Source organism: Serratia sp. H402Y (genome assembly GCF_051172415.1).
In the GTDB taxonomy this organism is placed as follows: Bacteria; Pseudomonadota; Gammaproteobacteria; order Enterobacterales; family Enterobacteriaceae; genus Serratia; species Serratia ureilytica.
Genome location: NZ_JBPIYZ010000001.1, coordinates 1,732,301 through 1,750,506, shown reverse-complemented (window position 1 = coordinate 1,750,506; position 18,206 = coordinate 1,732,301). Strand labels below are relative to the sequence as shown.

At 61.0% G+C, this 18,206-nt stretch carries 15 protein-coding genes and 1 riboswitch; of the genes, 7 read left to right on the top strand and 8 right to left on the bottom strand.

The annotated features are described in order from the left end of the window. The first annotated feature begins 21 nt into the window (after positions 1–21). Complete coding sequence (locus ACSBQS_RS08675; RefSeq protein WP_197666458.1) at positions 22–990, top strand: DMT family transporter; 969 nt, start codon at positions 22–24, stop codon at positions 988–990. 27 nt (positions 991–1,017) lie between these two features. On the opposite strand, the gene fusA is transcribed toward ACSBQS_RS08675, so the two are convergent. Together fusA and ACSBQS_RS08665 are read right to left on the bottom strand one after the other, a co-directional pair. Continuing rightward, positions 1,018–3,123 (bottom strand): elongation factor G, encoded by a 2,106-nt coding sequence (gene fusA / locus ACSBQS_RS08670; protein WP_033650331.1) that lies wholly within the window; start codon positions 3,121–3,123, stop codon positions 1,018–1,020. A 247-nt stretch (positions 3,124–3,370) separates the two neighbouring features. Continuing rightward, complete coding sequence (locus tag ACSBQS_RS08665) at positions 3,371–3,619, bottom strand: glycine zipper domain-containing protein (RefSeq protein ID WP_004938127.1); 249 nt, start codon at positions 3,617–3,619, stop codon at positions 3,371–3,373. Positions 3,620–3,840: 221 nt separating this feature from the next. On the opposite strand from ACSBQS_RS08665, the gene ACSBQS_RS08660 reads away from it, so the two are divergent. Further along, a complete protein-coding gene (locus tag ACSBQS_RS08660; RefSeq protein ID WP_089191801.1) occupies positions 3,841–5,337 on the top strand; it encodes an alpha/beta hydrolase in 1,497 nt (498 codons plus the stop codon). A 45-nt stretch (positions 5,338–5,382) separates the two neighbouring features. Here ACSBQS_RS08660 and ACSBQS_RS08655 read toward each other — a convergent pair whose 3' ends face one another. From ACSBQS_RS08655 to ACSBQS_RS08640, 4 genes are all read right to left on the bottom strand, one after another. After that, positions 5,383–5,928 (bottom strand): cysteine hydrolase family protein, encoded by a 546-nt coding sequence (locus tag ACSBQS_RS08655; RefSeq protein ID WP_033650334.1) that lies wholly within the window; start codon positions 5,926–5,928, stop codon positions 5,383–5,385. Positions 5,929–6,147: 219 nt separating this feature from the next. After that, complete coding sequence (locus tag ACSBQS_RS08650; protein ID WP_197749857.1) at positions 6,148–7,185, bottom strand: ABC transporter ATP-binding protein; 1,038 nt, start codon at positions 7,183–7,185, stop codon at positions 6,148–6,150. Further along, positions 7,182–8,765, bottom strand: a complete 1,584-nt coding sequence (locus ACSBQS_RS08645) for an ABC transporter permease (RefSeq protein ID WP_434990272.1) — start codon at positions 8,763–8,765, stop codon at positions 7,182–7,184. The genes ACSBQS_RS08650 and ACSBQS_RS08645 overlap by 4 nt, the downstream gene beginning before the upstream one ends. Positions 8,766–8,798: 33 nt before the next feature. Beyond that, positions 8,799–9,815, bottom strand: coding sequence for an iron ABC transporter substrate-binding protein (locus ACSBQS_RS08640; protein WP_195879977.1), 1,017 nt, complete (start codon positions 9,813–9,815; stop codon positions 8,799–8,801). A 411-nt stretch (positions 9,816–10,226) separates the two neighbouring features. Between ACSBQS_RS08640 and ACSBQS_RS08635 the strand changes: the two genes are divergently transcribed. The 5 genes from ACSBQS_RS08635 (at position 10,227) to ACSBQS_RS08615 (ending at position 15,176) form a co-directional block, all read left to right on the top strand. Further along, a complete protein-coding gene (locus ACSBQS_RS08635) occupies positions 10,227–11,846 on the top strand; it encodes an ABC transporter substrate-binding protein (protein WP_197749855.1) in 1,620 nt (539 codons plus the stop codon). Between the two features lie 143 nt (positions 11,847–11,989). Beyond that, positions 11,990–12,163: riboswitch (M-box (ykoK) riboswitch) on the top strand. Between the two features lie 75 nt (positions 12,164–12,238). After that, positions 12,239–13,261, top strand: coding sequence for a magnesium transporter (locus ACSBQS_RS08630; RefSeq protein WP_033643160.1), 1,023 nt, complete (start codon positions 12,239–12,241; stop codon positions 13,259–13,261). A gap of 132 nt (positions 13,262–13,393) precedes the next feature. Beyond that, positions 13,394–13,486 (top strand): protein MgtS, encoded by a 93-nt coding sequence (gene mgtS, locus ACSBQS_RS08625; protein WP_004938109.1) that lies wholly within the window; start codon positions 13,394–13,396, stop codon positions 13,484–13,486. A 107-nt stretch (positions 13,487–13,593) separates the two neighbouring features. Next, positions 13,594–13,773 (top strand): hypothetical protein, encoded by a 180-nt coding sequence (locus tag ACSBQS_RS08620; protein ID WP_004938106.1) that lies wholly within the window; start codon positions 13,594–13,596, stop codon positions 13,771–13,773. A gap of 26 nt (positions 13,774–13,799) precedes the next feature. Then, positions 13,800–15,176 (top strand): cation diffusion facilitator family transporter, encoded by a 1,377-nt coding sequence (locus ACSBQS_RS08615; RefSeq protein WP_197666463.1) that lies wholly within the window; start codon positions 13,800–13,802, stop codon positions 15,174–15,176. Here the strand turns inward: ACSBQS_RS08615 and ACSBQS_RS08610 are convergent. After that, positions 15,119–15,964 (bottom strand): inositol monophosphatase family protein, encoded by an 846-nt coding sequence (locus ACSBQS_RS08610; RefSeq protein WP_197666464.1) that lies wholly within the window; start codon positions 15,962–15,964, stop codon positions 15,119–15,121. The two genes, ACSBQS_RS08615 and ACSBQS_RS08610, sit on opposite strands and share 58 nt — an antisense overlap. A 336-nt stretch (positions 15,965–16,300) precedes the next feature. Further along, the gene (locus ACSBQS_RS08605; protein ID WP_434990880.1) at positions 16,301–17,977 is read right to left on the bottom strand and encodes an ABC-F family ATP-binding cassette domain-containing protein; all 1,677 of its coding nucleotides are present in this window, start codon (positions 17,975–17,977) and stop codon (positions 16,301–16,303) included. Positions 17,978–18,206: the final 229 nt, after the last annotated feature.

Genomic DNA, 18,206 nt, shown 5'->3' with positions numbered 1-18,206 from the left:
CGGCCGTTTGTCGGAGTCGTTATGTTCATTGGCGTTGTGTTTGCCCTGGCCGCCGGGCTGATGTGGGGATTGATTTTCGTCGGTCCGTTGCTGGTACCGGACTATCCCGCCGCGCTGCAGTCCACCGGGCGCTATCTGGCCTTCGGGCTGATCGCCTTGCCGCTGGCGTGGTTCGATCGCCGCCGCCTGCGTAAGCTGCGGCGCCAGGATTGGTGGGAAGCGCTCAAGCTGACGGCTATCGGCAATCTGCTGTACTACCTATGCCTGGCCAGCGCCATTCAGCGCACCGGTGCGCCGGTGTCGACCATGATCATCGGCACCTTGCCGGTAGTGATCGCCATTTGCGCCAATCTGTTTTACGGCCGGCACGACGGGCGCCTGGCCTGGAGCAAACTGGCGCCCGCACTGCTGTTGATCGTCTGTGGATTGGTGTGCGTGAACGTCGCCGAGCTGCGCGGCAATGCGGTGCCGATCGACGGCTGGCGCTATCTCAGCGGTCTTGGGCTGGCCGTGTTGGCGGTGGCGTGCTGGACCTGGTTCCCGCTGCGCAATTCACGCTGGCTGCGGGAGAATCCGACGCAGCGTCCGGCCACCTGGGCCACGGCCCAAGGGCTGGTGACGCTGCCGCTGGCGCTGCTGGGCTATCTGGCGGTCTGCGGTCAGTTGGCGTTGAGCGAGCCGGCGTTCGCCTTGCCGTTCGGCCCGCGCCCTGAGGTGTTTATCCCTCTGATGCTGATCATCGGCGTGTTCTGCTCCTGGCTGGGGGCGCTGTGCTGGAACGAAGCCAGCCAGCGGCTGCCGACGGTGTTGGTGGGGCCGCTCATCGTGTTCGAAATTCTGGCGGGGCTGGCGTATACCTTTCTGTTGCGCCAGGCCTGGCCGCCGCTGCTGACGCTGGCGGGCATCGTCTGTCTGATCGCCGGCGTGGTGTACGCCATGCGCATCAAACCGCAGCCAGTGGTGGTGGCGCTGGAGGACAAGCCGAGGTGACGCCCGCCGTGGCGGCGGGCGTAAGGGTTAACGCTTGCTGTGGTGAATGATCTCTTCGGCCACGTTGCGCGGCGCTTCGGCGTAGTGGCTGAATTCCATGGTGTAGGTGGCGCGGCCCTGCGACATCGAACGCAGGGTGGTCGAGTAGCCGAACATCTCGGACAGCGGCACCTTGGCGCGAATTTCCTTGCCGCCGCCGCCCGGGATCTCTTCCATGCCCTGCACCAGACCGCGGCGTGAGGAGAGATCGCCCATCACGTTGCCGGCGTAATCCTCCGGCGTTTCCACTTCCACCGACATGATCGGCTCGAGGATCACCGGATCCGCCAGGCGGCAGGCGTCCTTGAAGCCGAAGATCGCCGCCATGCGGAACGCCTGTTCCGACGAGTCGACGTCATGGTAAGAACCGAAGGTCAGGTGCACCTTGACGTCCACCACCTGATAACCGGCCAGCACGCCGTTATTCAGCGCCTCGAGCACGCCTTTTTTCACCGCCGGGATAAACTCGCCGGGAATGACGCCGCCCTTGATCTCATCGAAGAACTCGAAGCCTTTGCCGGGTTCGTTCGGCTCGACGGTCAGCACCACGTGGCCGTATTGCCCTTTACCGCCGGATTGGCGCACGAACTTGCCTTCCACGTCGGCCACCCGTTTGCGGATGGTTTCGCGGTAAGACACCTGCGGTTTGCCGGTGGTGGTCTCCACCCCGAACTCGCGGCGCATGCGATCGACGATAATCTCCAGGTGCAGCTCGCCCATGCCGTAGATAATGGTTTGGCCGGATTCTTCATCGGTGCGCACGCGGAACGACGGATCTTCCGAAGAGAGCCGCTGCAGCGCGATGCCCATTTTCTCCTGGTCGCCCTTGGTCTTCGGCTCGATCGCCTGGGCGATCACCGGCTCGGGGAAGGTCATGCGCTCCAGCGTAATGATGGCGCCGGGATCGCACAGCGTATCGCCGGTGGTGACGTCCTTCAGGCCGACGCAGGCGGCAATGTCGCCGGCGTGCAGTTCGTCGATGTCCTTACGATCGTTGGCGTGCATCTGCACGATGCGGCCGATGCGCTCCTTTTTGCCCTTGATTGGGTTATAAACGCTGCTGCCTTTGGCCAGCACCCCGGAATAGACGCGCACGAAGGTGAGTTGGCCGACGAACGGGTCGGTCATCAGCTTAAACGCCAGCGCCGAGAATTTTTCGTTGTCGTCGGCTTTGCGAGTGATGATTTCATCGTGTTCGCCGTGGCCCTCCATCGGCGGCACGTCGAGCGGCGAGGGCATCAGCTCGATCACCGCGTCCAGCATGCGCTGCACGCCTTTGTTGCGGAACGCCGATCCGCACAGCATCGGCTGGATTTCGCCGGCGACGGTGCGCACCCGCAGCCCGTGAACGATCTCCTCTTCGCTCAGCGGCACCTGATTGAGGTATTTCTCCATCAGTTCTTCCGACGCTTCGGCGGCCGCTTCAATCATGTTTTCACGCCACTCCTGCGCCGATTCGCGCAGGTCGGCCGGGATCTCTTCGAAGCTGAAGTTCATGCCCTGCGAGGCTTCGTCCCACAGAATGGCTTTCATCCGCACCAGATCCACCACGCCGCTGAAGCGGTCTTCGGCGCCGATAGGAATAACGATCGGCACCGGGTTGGCTTTGAGGCGCTCGATCATCATTTTGCGCACGCGGAAAAAGTCCGCGCCGATGCGGTCCATCTTGTTGACGAACGCCAGCCGCGGCACTTTGTATTTGTTGGCCTGGCGCCAGACGGTTTCCGACTGCGGCTGGACGCCGCCCACCGAGTCATAGACCATGACGGCGCCGTCCAGCACGCGCATCGAGCGCTCCACTTCAATGGTGAAATCGACGTGCCCGGGGGTGTCGATGATATTGATGCGGTGCTGCGGATAATTATGCTGCATGCCGTTCCAGAAGCAGGTAGTGGCCGCCGAGGTGATGGTGATGCCGCGCTCTTGTTCCTGCGCCATCCAGTCCATGGTCGCCGCGCCGTCATGCACTTCGCCCAGCTTGTGGCTGACCCCGGTGTAAAACAGAATCCGCTCGGTGGTGGTGGTCTTGCCGGCATCGATATGCGCGGAGATGCCGATATTGCGGTAACGTTCGATAGGGGTGGTGCGAGCCATAATCAACCTTTCTTAGCCGCGTGAAGGAGAGCGGCTTAAACAGCATGGATAATGATGATAATCCTCATAGGGTTATCCGCCGGATCGCAGAGCCTTGCTCTGGTCACAAACTAATCGTAGTTGAAGGCGTTGGTTTTTTTAAGCGATGGTTGTGATAGATGAAAGTTTGCACGCACAACGGCGCCGGCGCAGAAAAGGGCGAAAAAAAGGCCCGTAACGGGCCTATTGTCGAACGCGCATTCGCCGCTTATTTGCGTCCCAGCAGGAAGCCGAAAACGATGCCGACTGCCGCCGCAACGGCCACGCCGGCCAGCGGGTTGGCTTCCACCTGCGTTCTTACGCTGTCCGCTGCGTCACGGGCGGCATAGCTGGCCTGGGAGGCGTACTTGCGCGCCGCGCCGCGTACCTGATGCTCCGGCGAATCGACGGCTTTACCGAACGCTTCTTCTACCGCGCCTGCGGCTTCATTGGCTTTGTCTTCCGCTTTACCAAACATGCTGCTCTCCTGTTCCTTGTGGGTTAACGAACTCTAAGCCTAGCAGGTGAACGGCGTTTTTTGCAGCATTCTGTGCGTTATAAGATCAATCCGAGCAAAGAAAAGTCTTTCCATACGCACGGCGTCGGCTTCACCCGCGCGTTTTTTTATGTTCTATTGGCTAGCGGTTTAACCGAGTATCGTTACCCTTTGACCGATTCGTTGAGTTGAAAGGACTCCCCATGTCAGTACTGCGTATTCTGGCGCTGCTCGCCGCGACCGCCGCCGCGTTGCCCGCCCAGGCCAAACCTGCGGCTCACGGCGCGGCGCCCGAGAACGGCGTTCGTTGGCAATCTTGTCTCAACAGCGGCTTTCAGCGTTGGTTCGATGAAGCGCCGCCGGCGGGGCTGCGCTGCGGCTACCTCGACGTGCCGTTGGTTTACGCTACCCCTCCCGCCCATTCGGCGCAGGCGGGGGAACCGACCGTGCGTCTGGCGCTGACCCTGCTGCCCGCCACCGGGCCGAAAAAGGGCAGCGTCGTGGTGATCAGCGGCGGGCCGGGCCTGCCGGGGATCAATCCTTATCTCGGCAACGACGCCCACGTCGCCAAACTGCGTAAATCCTACGACATCATCGGTTACGATCCGCGCGGCGTCGGTCAATCGACGCCAAAAATTTCCTGCCAGGTGGCCGAAGGTGACGAACTCCCTGAACCGGACGACAACGACGTGGCCGGCGCGGAGAACCAGACGCGCACCCTGATCGCCGCCTGCATCAAACAGACCGGCGCGGACGTGCTGCAACACATCGGCACCGACGAGGCGGTCAACGATCTGAACGCGATCCGCCATGCGCTGGGCGAACCGGGGCTGACGGCGGTGGCGTACTCTTACGGCACCAAGGTGGCGGCGCTGTATGCCGAACGTTTTCCGAAGAAAACGCGCGCGCTGGTGCTGGACGGGGTGGTGGATCTGGCCGAGGACGATTTCACCCAGCGCATGAATCAGGAGCGAGGCTTCCAGCAAAGTTTCCTGCGTTTCGCCGCCTATTGCGGAAAAACCGACAGCTGCCAGCTTGGCGGCGGCGCCAATCAGGCGCTTCAGCGTTATCACGCTTTGCTGCGCAAGCTGCATGAGCAGCCGTTCGTCACTGCGGCGGGCTATGAGATCTCCGCCGACGATGTGCTGACGGTGACGCGTTCGCTGCTGTTGTGGCCGGAGCGCTGGCATGAACTGGCCACCGTACTGCGTCAGCTCGATGCCGGCATCGCCGGGCAACAGGTTTCCGATCTGATCGACGAAAGCTATTCTCCGGATGCCGATGATGCCCTGAACGTCATCACCTGCGCCGACGTCGCCAACCCAACGGCCGATCCGCAGCTGTTGCGCAGGCAGCGGCAGGAGATCAATACCGCCGCTTTATATGCCCACTATCTGCCGCTGCACGAGTATCCGCTGGAAATGTGCGATCTGTGGCCGTACCGCGGCAAAGATCGGCCGCACATGCCGGTGGCGTCCGCCGCGCTGCCGCCGCTGCTGTTCGTCGCCCAGCGCTACGATCCAACCACGCCGTACCGCAATGCCCAGGTGATGGCCTCGGCCTTTAAAAGCCCGCTGATCACCCGCGAACGCGACGGACATACGTTGGCGCTGAACGGCATCGACAGCTGCGTCGACGAAAGCGTGGTGGAGTATCTGCTGGCGCCGAAAAAGCCGCGCCGCGACAAGGTTTGCCGCTGAGGAGGCCGGGCGTTGGCCCGGCCTGACAGGCAAATCGCGCGTGTTTTAGAATTTCACCTCTTCCGCCAGCGCCAGCGTCACGAACGGCCCCGACAGGGTCTGGTTATGGTGACGGATAATGGCGTCGGCGCCGAGCGCCGCCGTGTCCGAACAGCTATGGGCATCGGCGGCCAACACCAGGTCAAATCCCAACTCCGCGCCGCGCCGACACGCGGTGTCTACGCAGTATTGCGTTTTCATTCCCGAAATCACCAACCGACCGATGCCGGCTTGCTTAAGCCGCTCCGCCAGGCCAGTCCGGTAAAAACAGCTGGGATGGGTTTTATCGATGAACCAGTCGGCTTGCGCATCGGTGTCGAGATCGGGGTGAACTTGCCACAGCGGACTGTTTACGGCGATAGGTGAACCTGCCGGGCCGGTGTGGCGAATAAACACCACGAGCGCATTCGCCACGCGTGCGGCGCGTATCAACGCATGGGTCTTCGCCAGAAGGGTTTCGGCGGCGAACGGCGGATCGTCCGGCGAGGCGAACAGGCCGACTTGCATGTCGATAACCAGCAGGGCGCTGCGCGGTGCGGGGATAGTTGGCATAGGTCTTCTCCGTAATGAAATTGCCGGCGGGCACGGAGAAATAAAAAACCCCGGCCATGGCTGGCGGGGCTTGGGGATACGTCGTTAGCTGTTGCGCACCCGTGCAGCCCGCCATTGCGTGGCGGTTGCGGTGGTGGTGGTGAGGGCGTGCGCGATGCGATTCATGCCATTGATAATGCGCGGTGGCGAGGGGAACGTCAAGGGTCGCTCCCCACACTCTCAGCCGGTGAAAATATGCGCTTGCCCCATCACGTTGAGACTGACCTGCGCCCCGGGCCGCAGGCCTTCGCGGCTGACGGTTTTGATCTCGAGCTGCGCGCCGTCGGCGGCCATTTGCAGATTGAGGGTGGAGACGAAGCCGGCGAAATCGATGCCGGTGATCACCGCCTGGCCACGCTGCGCCGGATCGGACAAACCGATTTGAATCTGCTCCGGACGCAGCATGATGCGCGCCGAGCCGCTGCGTTGGCGATCGTCGACGGCGATGCGCCCCAATGCGCAGTCGGCCCAGCCGTGCGCCAGCTCGGCGGTCAGCACCAGCGTTTCGCCAAGGAAACTGGCGGTCGGTTCATCGACCGGGCGCAGATAAAGATCCTGCGGCGCGCCCACCTGCGCCAGCCGACCGTTGCGCATGACCGCCACCTGATCGGCGAACGACAGCGCCTCGCTCTGATCGTGGGTGACCAGGATCGACGCGACTTTGGCCTCCGTCAGCAGTTCGGCCACCGCTTTGCGGGTGGCGGCGCGCAGGCCGGTATCCAGCGCCGAGAACGGCTCATCCAGCAACATCAGCCGCGGTTGCTGCGACAAGGCGCGCGCCAATGCGACCCGCTGTTGCTGTCCGCCGGACAGCTCGTGCGGCCACAGGGCGGCCAGGCGACGATCCAGCGCCACCATCTCCATCAGCGCATCGATGCGACGCTGTTTCTCGCGCTTGCTGCCTTTGAGGCCAAAACCGATGTTGCCGGCGACGGTAAAATGCGGGAACAGCGCGCCATCCTGCGGGACGAAGCCGATGCCGCGCAGGTGCGCCGGCACCCAGCCGCCGCCGTTGCCCATCGCTTGCCCCTGCAGCAGAATTTGTCCGCCGTCGGGGATTTCAAAACCGGCGATGATGCGCAGCAGGGTGGTTTTGCCGGAGCCGGAAGGGCCGACGATCGCCGTGCGGCTGCCGGCGGCAACCTGCAGGTCGATGTGTTCCAGCACCCTGATGGCATTGTAAGATTTTCCGATACCGTGCAGTTCGAGCGTGCTCATAGTCCCGCCGTACGTTTAGATTGAGAGTAAAGAAGCCAAGTGAGCGGCAGCGACAGCGCCACCATAATCAGCGCATAAGGCGCGGCGGCGACATAGTCTATCTCGCTGGTCAGCGCCCAGAAACCGGTGGCCAGCGTGCGGGTGCCGTTCGGCGCCAGCAGCAGCGTGGCGGTCAATTCATTGGCGATCGCCAGGAACACCAGCGCGGCGCCTGCGGCGGCGCCCGGTGCCGCCAGCCGCAACGTGGTGCTCCACAGCGCCTGCGCCGGCGACTTGCCCAGGCTGCGCGCCACGTTTTCCAATTCCACCGGCGCCTGCGCGATGCCGGCGCGCAGGTTGATCAATGCTCGCGGCATAAACATCAGCAGATACGCCAGCAGCAGGGTGATCTCGGTTTGGTAAATCGGCCGGAAGCTGTGAATGGTGATGGTCACCAGCGCCAGCGCCACCACGATGCCGGGCAGCGAACTGGTCACGTAGTTGCAGCCTTCCAGCACCCGGTACAGGCGGGCCGGATAGCGCACCGACAGCCAGGCCATCGGAATGGCGCACAGCGTAATCAGCAGCGCGCCAGAGGCGGACAGCGACAGCGTTTGCCACAGCGCGGGCCACAGATCGGCGTTGCGCCATACGTCGAGGCCGCCCAGCCATAGCCAGCGGACCAGGGTGATGAAAGGCACGCCCAGCGCCAGCGCGGTCAGCGCGATAGGCAGCAGCAGCGCCAGCGCGGCGAGCGGCGCTGAGAGGCGACGCGGCGTTTGGCTGCGGGCGCTGCCGGAACCGACGCGGGCATAGCGCGCGCGGCCGCGGCTTATCGCCTCAAGCAACAGCAGCCCCAGGCAGCACAGCACCAATACGCCGGCCAGCATGTTGGCCGCCGGGCCGTTGAAGGTCGACTGGAACTGATCGAAGATGGCGGTGGTGAAGGTATCGAAACGGATCATGGCGTACAGGCCGTACTCCGCCAGCAGGTGCAGCGCGATCAGCAGCGAACCGCCCCAGACCGCCAGCTTCAGCTGCGGCAACACCACGCGGAAAAACACCGCCGGCGGCCGGGAGCCGAGCGAGGTGGCGACGTCTTCGATACCGGGATCCAGACGGCGCAAGACCGCGGCGGCCGGCAGGTAGATAAACGGAAAATAGGCGAGCACCGAGATGAAAACGCCGGCGCCCAGGCCGTGCATCGACGGCACCAGACTGATCCAGGCATAGCTTTGCACAAAGGCCGGCACCGCCAGCGGCGCGGTCGCCAATACCGCCCAGAGACGGCGGCCCGGCAGCGTGGTGCGTTCGGTCAACCAGGCCAGGGCCACCCCCAGCACGGCGCAGATCGGCAGCGTCAGCACCACCAACAGCAGGGTATTCAACAGCAGTTCCGCCACGCGCGGGCGGAAAACCAGAGCTTTGACCGTTTGCCAGCCGGTTTCAAACGCCACGCCGATAACGAATCCCAGCGGCAGCAGCGCCAGCAACGACAGCAACACGGCGCAGGCCACCACGATCGGCCCCGGCCGCGAGTGACGAGGGATAGTGGAATAACGCCGCGCGGTCTGCGCGGCGTGGGTACTCAGGTTTGACATAACGATCAAAAACTCTCGGTTTGCCGGCGGGCCTTACAGCAGGCCGGCCTCGGTCATCAGTTCGACAACTTTCTTACTGTTCAACTGCGCGGCGTCTACCTTCGGCGCGTCCAGATCTTTCAGCGGCACCAGTTTCGGGTTGGAGGCCGCACCGACGCCGACGGCGTATTCGAAGGCATTGTTGGTGCGCAGGATCTCCTGGCCCTGTTTGCCGGTGATCCACTTGATGAACGCCTGCGCCTGCTGCTGATGCTTGCTGGAAGCCAGCACGCCGCCGCCGGAGATGCTGACGAATGCGCCCGGATCCTGATGTTTGAAGTAGTACAGCTTGATGTTTTTGCTGTTCTCGCCGGTTTTAGCGCCGTCGACGAACGGGTAGTAATGATAGATCACGCCGCTGTCGATCTGGCCGGCATTGACCGCTTTCATCACCGTGCTGTTGCCTTTATAGGCGGTAAAGTTGGTTTTCATCGCTTTCAGCCAGTCCAGCGTTGCTTTCTCGCCTTTCAGCGCCAGCAGCGCGCTGACGATCGCCTGGAAATCGGCGCCCGATGGCGAAGCGGCCCAGCGGCCTTTCCATTCCGGCTTGGCCAAATCCAGCAGCGACTTCGGCAACTGCGCGTCGGTCAGCTTGGCCGGGTTATAGACGAATACGGTAGAGCGGGCGGCGATGCCGATCCAGCGACCGTGGCTTGGGCGATATTGCGGCTCTACCTGGGCCAGCGTGGCGGCGTCGAGCGGGGCGAACAGCTTGGCGTTATCCACCAACACCATCGCCGGGGAGTTTTCCGTCAGGAACACGTCGGCAGGCGAGGCGCTGCCTTCCTGCACCAGCTGATTGCCCAGTTCGCTGTCGCCGCCGTTGCGCAGCGTGACTTTGATGCCGGTGTCTTTGGTAAAACCGTCGACCCAGGATTTCACCAGATTTTCGTGCTGGGCGTTGTAAATAACGATGCCTTGGTCGGCGGTGGCCGCCTGAGCGCCGAAGGCCAGCATCATCGAGGAGGCGAGCAGGGCCACGGGGCCGAGGGATGAAATACGCAGCTTCATGCAGTTATCCTTTTTAGCGTTCGAATGAGGAAAACGAATATCGCCTGGCAAGCGCAAGCAGCCCGATTTTAGCCAAGAACATCCATAATGATAGTGAAAACGATTCGTATTAAATTATTTTTGACGATCGCTCACAAAATGAATTGCCCTAAGGATACGTTAAGCTTTGGCTGGAATAATCTGTATTGATTGCCCGCATTATTTCTCTCCCTGCTTTCAAGATGTTGGTTCGGCCATGCCGGCCCTTGCACCCGCTCTGTTGTTTATCGCCATCCTCTATCCAGTACTTCTTTGATAATGAAAGAAATTCAACACCGCTTTTGGTTATGACTCATAGCGATTAATGATTTAATTTATTCCACTGCCACATTGCATATTGAACGCGATAAAACACTCATCAGGGATATCGACGTGAAATATTCATTCAATGGCAAGAAACTGGCTGGTTTAATCCTCCTGGCTTTAAACGCTACGATCGCTCAGGCGGCGGAGGTGCCGGCAGGCGCTAAACTGGCGCCGGTACAGGAATTGGTGCGCGCCAACGGGTATGAACCGGCGACGCTGGATCCGAACCTGGCCGAGAGCAATGTGGAGTTCTACATCTTCAACGACCTGTTCGAAGGTCTGCTGCGAGTCGGAAAAGAGGGCGAAGTGATCCCGGCGCTGGCGCAGAAATGGGAGCACCAGGGCAACGTCTGGACTTTCCATCTGCGGCCGCAGGCCAAATGGTCGAACGGCGATCCGGTGACCGCCGACGATTTCGTTTACAGCTGGAGGCGCCTCACCGATCCGAAAACCGCGTCGCCGTACGGCAGCTATCTGGCCTCGGCCTATGTGCTGAATGCGGCGGCGATCAACGCCGGCAGCAAACCGCCGAGCGAGCTGGGCGTTAAAGCGCTGGACGCGCACACCTTGCAGGTGACGCTGTCTGAGCCCAACGCCTACCTGCTCAAACAACTGGTGCATTTTCCGGTTCTGCCGGTCAACCGCAAGGTGGTTGAGCAATACGGCAAAAACTGGACTCAACCGGCGCATTTTGTCGGCAACGGCGCGTTTCGTCTCAGCGAGTGGGTGGTGAACGAAAAAGTGGTGGTGGAACGCAATCCGCAGTATTGGGATAACGCCAACACCGTGCTCAACAAGGTGACCTTCCTGCCGATTCAGGGGTTCCCGGAGGTGGCGCGTTTCCGCGCCGGCGAGGTGGAGTTGGGCTATACCACGCCGCCGGAACTGTATCAGCAGCTGAAAAAAACGCTCGGGGATCAACAGCTGGTGACCTATCCGCTGCTCTCCACCAGCTATTTCGCCTTCAATAACCGGCAGACGCCGTTTAACGACGTGCGGGTGCGCCAGGCGCTGAACCTGGCGCTGGACAAAGAGATCATCGCCGGCAAGGTGCTGGGATACGGCCAGCAGCCGGCCTGGACCTTTACCCCAACGGGGGCGGGCGGCTATCGCCTGCAGGCCGGCGCAGCGGCCGGTTTGACGCCGGAACAACGTCACGCCCAGGCGAAAAAGTTGTTGGCGGAGGCCGGTTTCAACGCCGAGCATCCGCTGCGCTTTACCGTGTTGTACAGCAATGACGCCACTATCAAGAAGATCGTCATCGCCGCCGCCGCCATGTGGAAAAAGAACCTCGGAGTGGAGGCCGGCATGCAAAGCCAGGAGCGTAAAGTGACGCTGGATAATATCAACCGCGGCCAGTACAGCGTAGCCTTTACCCGCTGGCTGGCGGATTACGACGATCCTTCTACCTTCCTGAATGTGTTCCGCGCCGACAGCAGCGAGAACAGCCCCAAATACCGCAACCCGGAATACGATCGCATTCTGCATCAGGCGACGGCGGCGCCGACACCGCAGCAGGTGCAGCAGTATTTCCAGCAGGCCGAGGCGGTGCTGGCCGTCGATACGCCGGTCGCGCCGGTGTACTACGAAGCCAACGCCACGCTCATCAAACCCTACGTCAAGGGGATCGACTTCACCCGACAGGGCGCCCTATACGATAAAAACGTCTACATTCTCGCGCACTGATAAATAAAAAAAACGGCTGATTTATATCAGCCGTTTTTATAGATTCGCGTTTAATAAAAATATCCTAAATACTCCATAAACGACGGGCAATCTTTTCTTCCCGCCGGATAAAACAACGCCTATACTGCGCCGGTAGTTTATATGCAGTATCTCGTTTGGCGAGGCTCCTATACAAACACAGGTTACTGATCTGACGACATCGAGAGATGCCCAAGGTTAAGACAGGCTTTATCGGATTAAGGTTCAGCCCAAAGTAACTTCCGAGCAACAATTCGGATACGTTGTATAGTGCTAAAACCTGGACGCGGAGATAGGCAGTCTGCACTCCCTCTGTGGTTACGCCCCTATGCGATTCGCTGTTGAAGTTCACAACAGAAATAGGGACTGACAAAATGATCAAGTCACATCAATACTCTTCTTCTCCGGCGCTGCGCGCGACTGAAACTCTCGATGAAACTTCGGTCGCCGGTTATATGAACGCCGATTTTATTACCGTTCCCGCGACGATGACGGTCACGCATGCCCGGGAATATTTACTTTCACAGCTAAAAACGGACGAAATTCCTACCCGGGTCTTTATTACCGCAGACGATTATCATTTGCGCGGCACGCTGTCGGTGAAAAAACTGCTGCAGTGCGAAGAACAGGATAAAGCGGTCGGGGTAATGATGGATTACAGCTATTTCCAGGTTTCACCCGACGACGATCGCAACGACGTGGCGCATCTGCTGGGCAAAGGCGGTTTGGACGTGGTGCCGGTCGTGGCGAACAACACGCTGGTCGGCGTGCTGGGCGAGCGCGAGATCGCTCGGCTGGTCGAAGATGAAAACACCGAAGACGCGCAGCGTCAGGGCGCGAGCCTGCCGCTGGACAAGCCTTATCTGGAGACCAGCCCGTGGGCGCTGTGGCGCAAACGCTCGGTGTGGCTGCTGATGCTGTTCGTGGCCGAAGCTTACACCGGCAACGTGCTGAAAGCGTTTGAAGATCAGCTCGAAGCGGCGATTGCGCTGGCGTTCTTCATCCCGCTGCTGATCGGCACCGGCGGCAACAGCGGCACCCAGATCACCTCGACGCTGGTGCGCGCCATGGCGCTGGGCGAGGTCAGCCTGCGCAATCTGGGCGCGGTGATCCGCAAAGAGGTCACGACCTCGCTGCTGATCGCCGTCACCATTGGTCTGGCGGCCTGGGTGCGCGCCTGGATCATGGGCGTCGGCATGGAGGTGACGCTGGTGGTCAGCCTGTCGCTGGTGGCGATCACCGTTTGGAGCGCCATTGTTTCGTCGATCATTCCGATGCTACTGAAACGGCTCGGTATCGATCCGGCGGTGGTGTCGGCGCCGTTTATCGCCACCTTTATCGACGGCACCGGCCTGATTATCTATTTCAAAATTGCCCAGCACGTCCTGGGAATTTAAACGGGTCCCGCGCTTGAAAGCGCGGGAATGTTGAAAAAAAGAGGAGGACGTTAAAAAACCATGGACACCGACCAACCCCGATATTTAACGCAAGGGGATTTTATCGATAACATTTAACCTGAGGACAAAACAATGGGAAACATGACTATTTTTATGGGATTCCTGGCAATGATCAGCTCACTGGGCCTGTTGGCGGCCTATATGAGCACCAAATGGGATGATTGATGAACGCTAAAGATCCGCCTAGATGCATCCTCCCCGTAACCGCTATTTATTATGGGGAGGATTTAGCGGCGCGCTGAACGCGCGGCCTGATACGGGAGTTGATAATAATGACGATTCTTATTCTGGGATTGCTCTACGCCATTTTAATGATTTCGGTGGGGGTGAATGAGATTTATTTTTATTCCACCGGAAAATCCAATTTTCTTACTAGCCTCATGCTGACTTTCTCTGGCAGTATGCTGCTGATCGCCTTTGTCTGGCAATTATCCTCTAAAGTAAAAAAATAAATCACCGTCCGAATGTGAGCAGCATAATGCAAAATGAAAAACAGGCCGTGGCCAGAAACTCGATGATCGCCAGCGGGTTGCTGGCCACGGGCAAATTCGTCGCCGGCATTTTTACCGGCAGTATTGGCCTGATATCCGAAGGGATCCACTCTTTCACCGATTTTATCGCCACCAGCATCACCTGGCTGGCGGTGCGCATCAGCGATAAACCCGCCGATGACGATCACCACTTCGGCCACGGCAAGGTGGAAAACCTGGCGGCGCTGTTCGAGGTGTTGCTGTTGCTCGGCGCCGCCGGTTGGATCGTCTACGAGGCGGGCGGCAGCCTGCTCGGACAACCGCATGAGATAGTCGCGGCGCCGGTGGTGATCGCGGTGCTGCTGATTTCCATCTGCGTCGATTTTTTCCGCGTGCGGGCGCTCAACCGCGTCGCCAAGGCGACCGACAGCGCGGCGCTGGAGGCGGATGCGCTGCATTTCTTCTCCGACATGCTTTCGTCCGGCGTGGTGCTGCTGGGCATGGTGTTTGTGCTGCTGGGCTTTGGCCGTGCGGACGCCATCGCCGCGCTGATCGTCGCCGGTTTTATCTTTGTCGCGGCAATCAAACTGGGTAAACGTTCCTTCGACTCGCTGATGGATGCTGCGCCCGCCGGGGCCACCGAGGCGATTCGCGCCACGCTGGACAGCTTCCCGGCGGTGCTGGCCTGCGACAGCGTGCGTATTCGCAACGCCGGCGCCGTACTGTTTGTCGAGATCACGGTGGCGGTGTGCCGCACCTTGCCGCTGGAGCGCATCGATGCGTTGAAGCGAGAAATCGTCGAACGGCTGCGGCAGCAGTATGCCAAGGCGGAGTTTACCGTCATCGCGGTGCCGCAGACCCGCAGCGACGAAGACATGGCGACGCGCATTCGGGCGATCGCCGCCAATCACGGCGCGCAGGTGCAGAACGTCACCTTGCAGCAGTTGCCGACGCACATGGCGATCGGCATGGATCTGGCGGTGCCGGCCAACGCCAGCGTGGCGCAGGCGCATGATATCGCCACGGAGATAGAAGGGATCCTGCGTCAGGCGATCGGCGAGGACACCGAGATAGAGACCCATCTGGAGCCGCAGACGCCGCACTGGCTGGCCAGCGAGAATGTTTCCGCCGCCGAGCTGGCCGATATCCGGCTGATTTTGCAGTCGGCGCTGGAGCAGGGGGATAAGGTGCAAGACGTGCACAACATCCGGGCGCGCAGAACCGACGGTGGCATCATCGTCAACTTCCACTGCCGGGTGTCGCCGGCGGTAACCATCGCCGCCGCGCACGATGCGGTCGATCGGGTCGAGCGGCGGCTGCGCGCGCTTTATCCGGCCATCTCACGCGCGATAGGGCACGTCGAGCCGATCAAGCCCGGCGTTTGAATCAGCTCGGCCAATTGCGGATAGAGCGCCGCGTTGGCCAGCAGCAGCGGGTTGCCGCATCGCAGCCCGTCATTGTGCATAAAGTTATTCGCCACGCCGCCGGCTTCGCGCGTCAGCACCAGCCCAGGCAGGCTGTCCCAGGCATTCATGTGCGGTTCGTAATAGCCCAGCAGCCGACCGGCGGCCACCTGGGCGGTCATCAACGCGCCGGAACCGCTGCGCACAAACATGCCGCCCGCCTGCAGCAGGCGACAGAGAAAACCGCTGAATTCCGCCGCCGAGGCGCGCGGTGATACCCCGACGCCCATCACGCCATCCGCGACGCTGCGCCCGGCATGCACGCCGATCGGTTCCCCGTTGAGGAAAGCGCCTTGGCCGCGGCAGGCGCGGAACATCTCGCGGTGATTGGGATCGTAAACCACGCCGATCGTCGGCTCACCGTCGATCACCACGCTTATTGCGATACACCAGGTATGCAGCCCGTTCAGGAAGCAGGCGGTGCCGTCGATCGGATCGACGACCCAAAGGCAGGCCGCGCTATCGTTGGTGCCGCCGCTCTCTTCGCCGAGAAACCCATCCAGGGGAAAGCGCCGGTTAATCATGCGGCGGATCAGCGCCTCGACGCGGCGGTCGGCCTCGCTGACCACGTCCTGCAGGCCCTGTTTAAACTCGACGGCCAGACTTTGCCGGCGTTGGTAAAAGCTGAAGGCGAGATCGGCGGCGGCGCGGGCGATCTCACGCGCGAAGCGGTAGCGCGCCTCGATGTCCCGTGGAGAGAGTGACGTCATGCAGTGCCTGATAACGAAAAAAAGGAATGGCCGTAGCCTGCCAGAGAATGATGAAAGTAATGTGTCGCTCAGCGCTGCGGATAACAAAAGCGCTGCGTGTCGCGCCTCAAGCCGCCGGCGGCACGCGGTTTTTGCAAAGAGGAAAAAACAGGCCGCCGGGCGGCCTGTGAGATTGATGACAAACCTTATACCCTTGCCGGGTTGGCAGAGAGCACCGAATAAAAAACAAGGAAAATCAATTTATTGATTTTCGACTGATCACCACAAAGAGGGGAAAAACCACGCTTTTTCCCCTCTTTGTCAATAGCCTGACAGGCCGCCGGGCGGCCTGTGGGATTAGCCCAGATGCAACCGGGCGGTGATGTCGGCAATCTCGCGGCGCCAACGCGCCTGAAGCTCTGGTTTTTGATGCTTCGGTTTACGCGCCAGGTCGGCCTCCAGTTTGCTTTCGAGGGCAAACAGGGCGGTCAGCAACGCCTCTTCGCCTTCCAACTGCGGGTTTGGCGTCGGGGCGTCTGCGTTGGCCTCGTGCGCCGTCGGCAGCGCCGGCGTTTCGCCCGCCAGACGCTGGTACACCGGCGCCAGATCGTGCCACTCCTCCAGTTCTTGTTGGTCTATCAGCCAAAAGCGGTTGCAGCTCTGTTCGATCAGCATCCGATCGTGGGTGACCAGCATGACGGCGCCGGGGAACTGACGCAGCGTTTCCGCCAGCTCCTCTTTGCCCGCCATATCCAGGTGGTTGGTGGGCTCGTCCAGCAGCAGCAACGAATGGTTGGCCAGCGTCAGGCCGACAAACAGCAGCCGTGAACGCTCGCCGCCGCTCAACGAACGGATCTGCTGATGGTGGCGCAGGTAAGGGAACCCGGCGCCGATCAGCGCCATTTTCCGCTGTTCCTCGGTCAGCGGCGCAAACTGCGCCAGCGCTTCGCTCAACGTGTCTTCATCGCGCAGCTGTTGCAGGCTCTGATCGTAATAGCCGATACGCACGCGCGGATGGAACAGCGCCGGGCGCTGCGTTTGTTGCTGATACTCGCGCCACAGCAGGCGCAACAGCGACGATTTTCCGCAGCCGTTGCGCCCGACGATGGCGATGCGATCGCCGCTTTTCACGCGCAGATGTTCCAGGCTGAACAGCACCGGCGCATCCGGCGCCGGGCGCACCGCCCAGTGCGGCAGCGCCAGCAGGCGATCGGCGTCCAGCGCTTCTCCCTGCAGCCGCAGCCGCCATGGACTGCCGGCGGTCAGGGTGGTCTGTTCTTCCTTCAACCGATCGACGCGCTTCTCCATTTGCTTGGCCTTGCGCGCCAGATCTTCGTTGTCGTAGACCTTGCCCCAGGTCGCCAGGCGCTTGGCGCTTTTTTCCACCCGGTCGATTTCCTTTTGCTCGGCGTGGCGCCGCTGTTCGTCCGCGGCGTCCTGTTCCGCCAGCGCGGTGCGCGCCGCAGAGCAGGGCAAACGGAAGAACTGCAGCGTTTTGTCGCGCAGGATCCAGGTGCAGTTGGTTACCTGGTCGAGCAGATAGCGATCGTGCGACACCAGCACGAAGCTGCCGGTCCAGTTACGCAAGAACTGTTCCAGCCACAGCAGCGTGGGCAGGTCCAGGTGGTTGCTGGGTTCGTCGAGCAGCAGCAGATCGGGCTGGCGGATCAGCGCGCGCGCCAACAGCAGCCGCGTATGCTGGCCGCCGCTGAGGGTGCCGGCGGTCAGCATCCAGCTCGCCGGTTCAAACCCCAGCTCGGCCAGTAGCGCTTCGCAGCGCCAGCGTTCGCTGAGGTGTTGGCCCGCAGGCAGCCGCGCCAGAACCGCATCCAGCAGGGTGCTGGCGTGCAGTTCCGGCGGCAGGTGCTGCTCGATGCGCGCCATCAGACATTGATGTGACAATGTCACCGATCCGGTGTGCGCAGGCAGGTCGCCGCTGAGAATTTGCAGCAGGGTGCTTTTGCCGCAGCCGTTATCGCCGATCAAACCGATGCGGTCGCCTTTTTTCAGGCTGAAGGAAATCTCGCTCAGCAGGACGCCGAACGCGTTGTCGTAACCGACAGATTATGCAGACAGTAATGTGCTCATTGCTTACTCAAGAGTTACAGGCATGACAATGCCTATCGTCAAACATTGCCGACGATAACCCGGTAAGCCGGAGGGAAGATCCTGGATTTTAGTAAGCTTCGCTCAAGCTGGGTTATCGCAGCGCGATACCGGTAATGCTTGAGCGGCGACGATTACCAAAGAAGTGTGAGTGAAA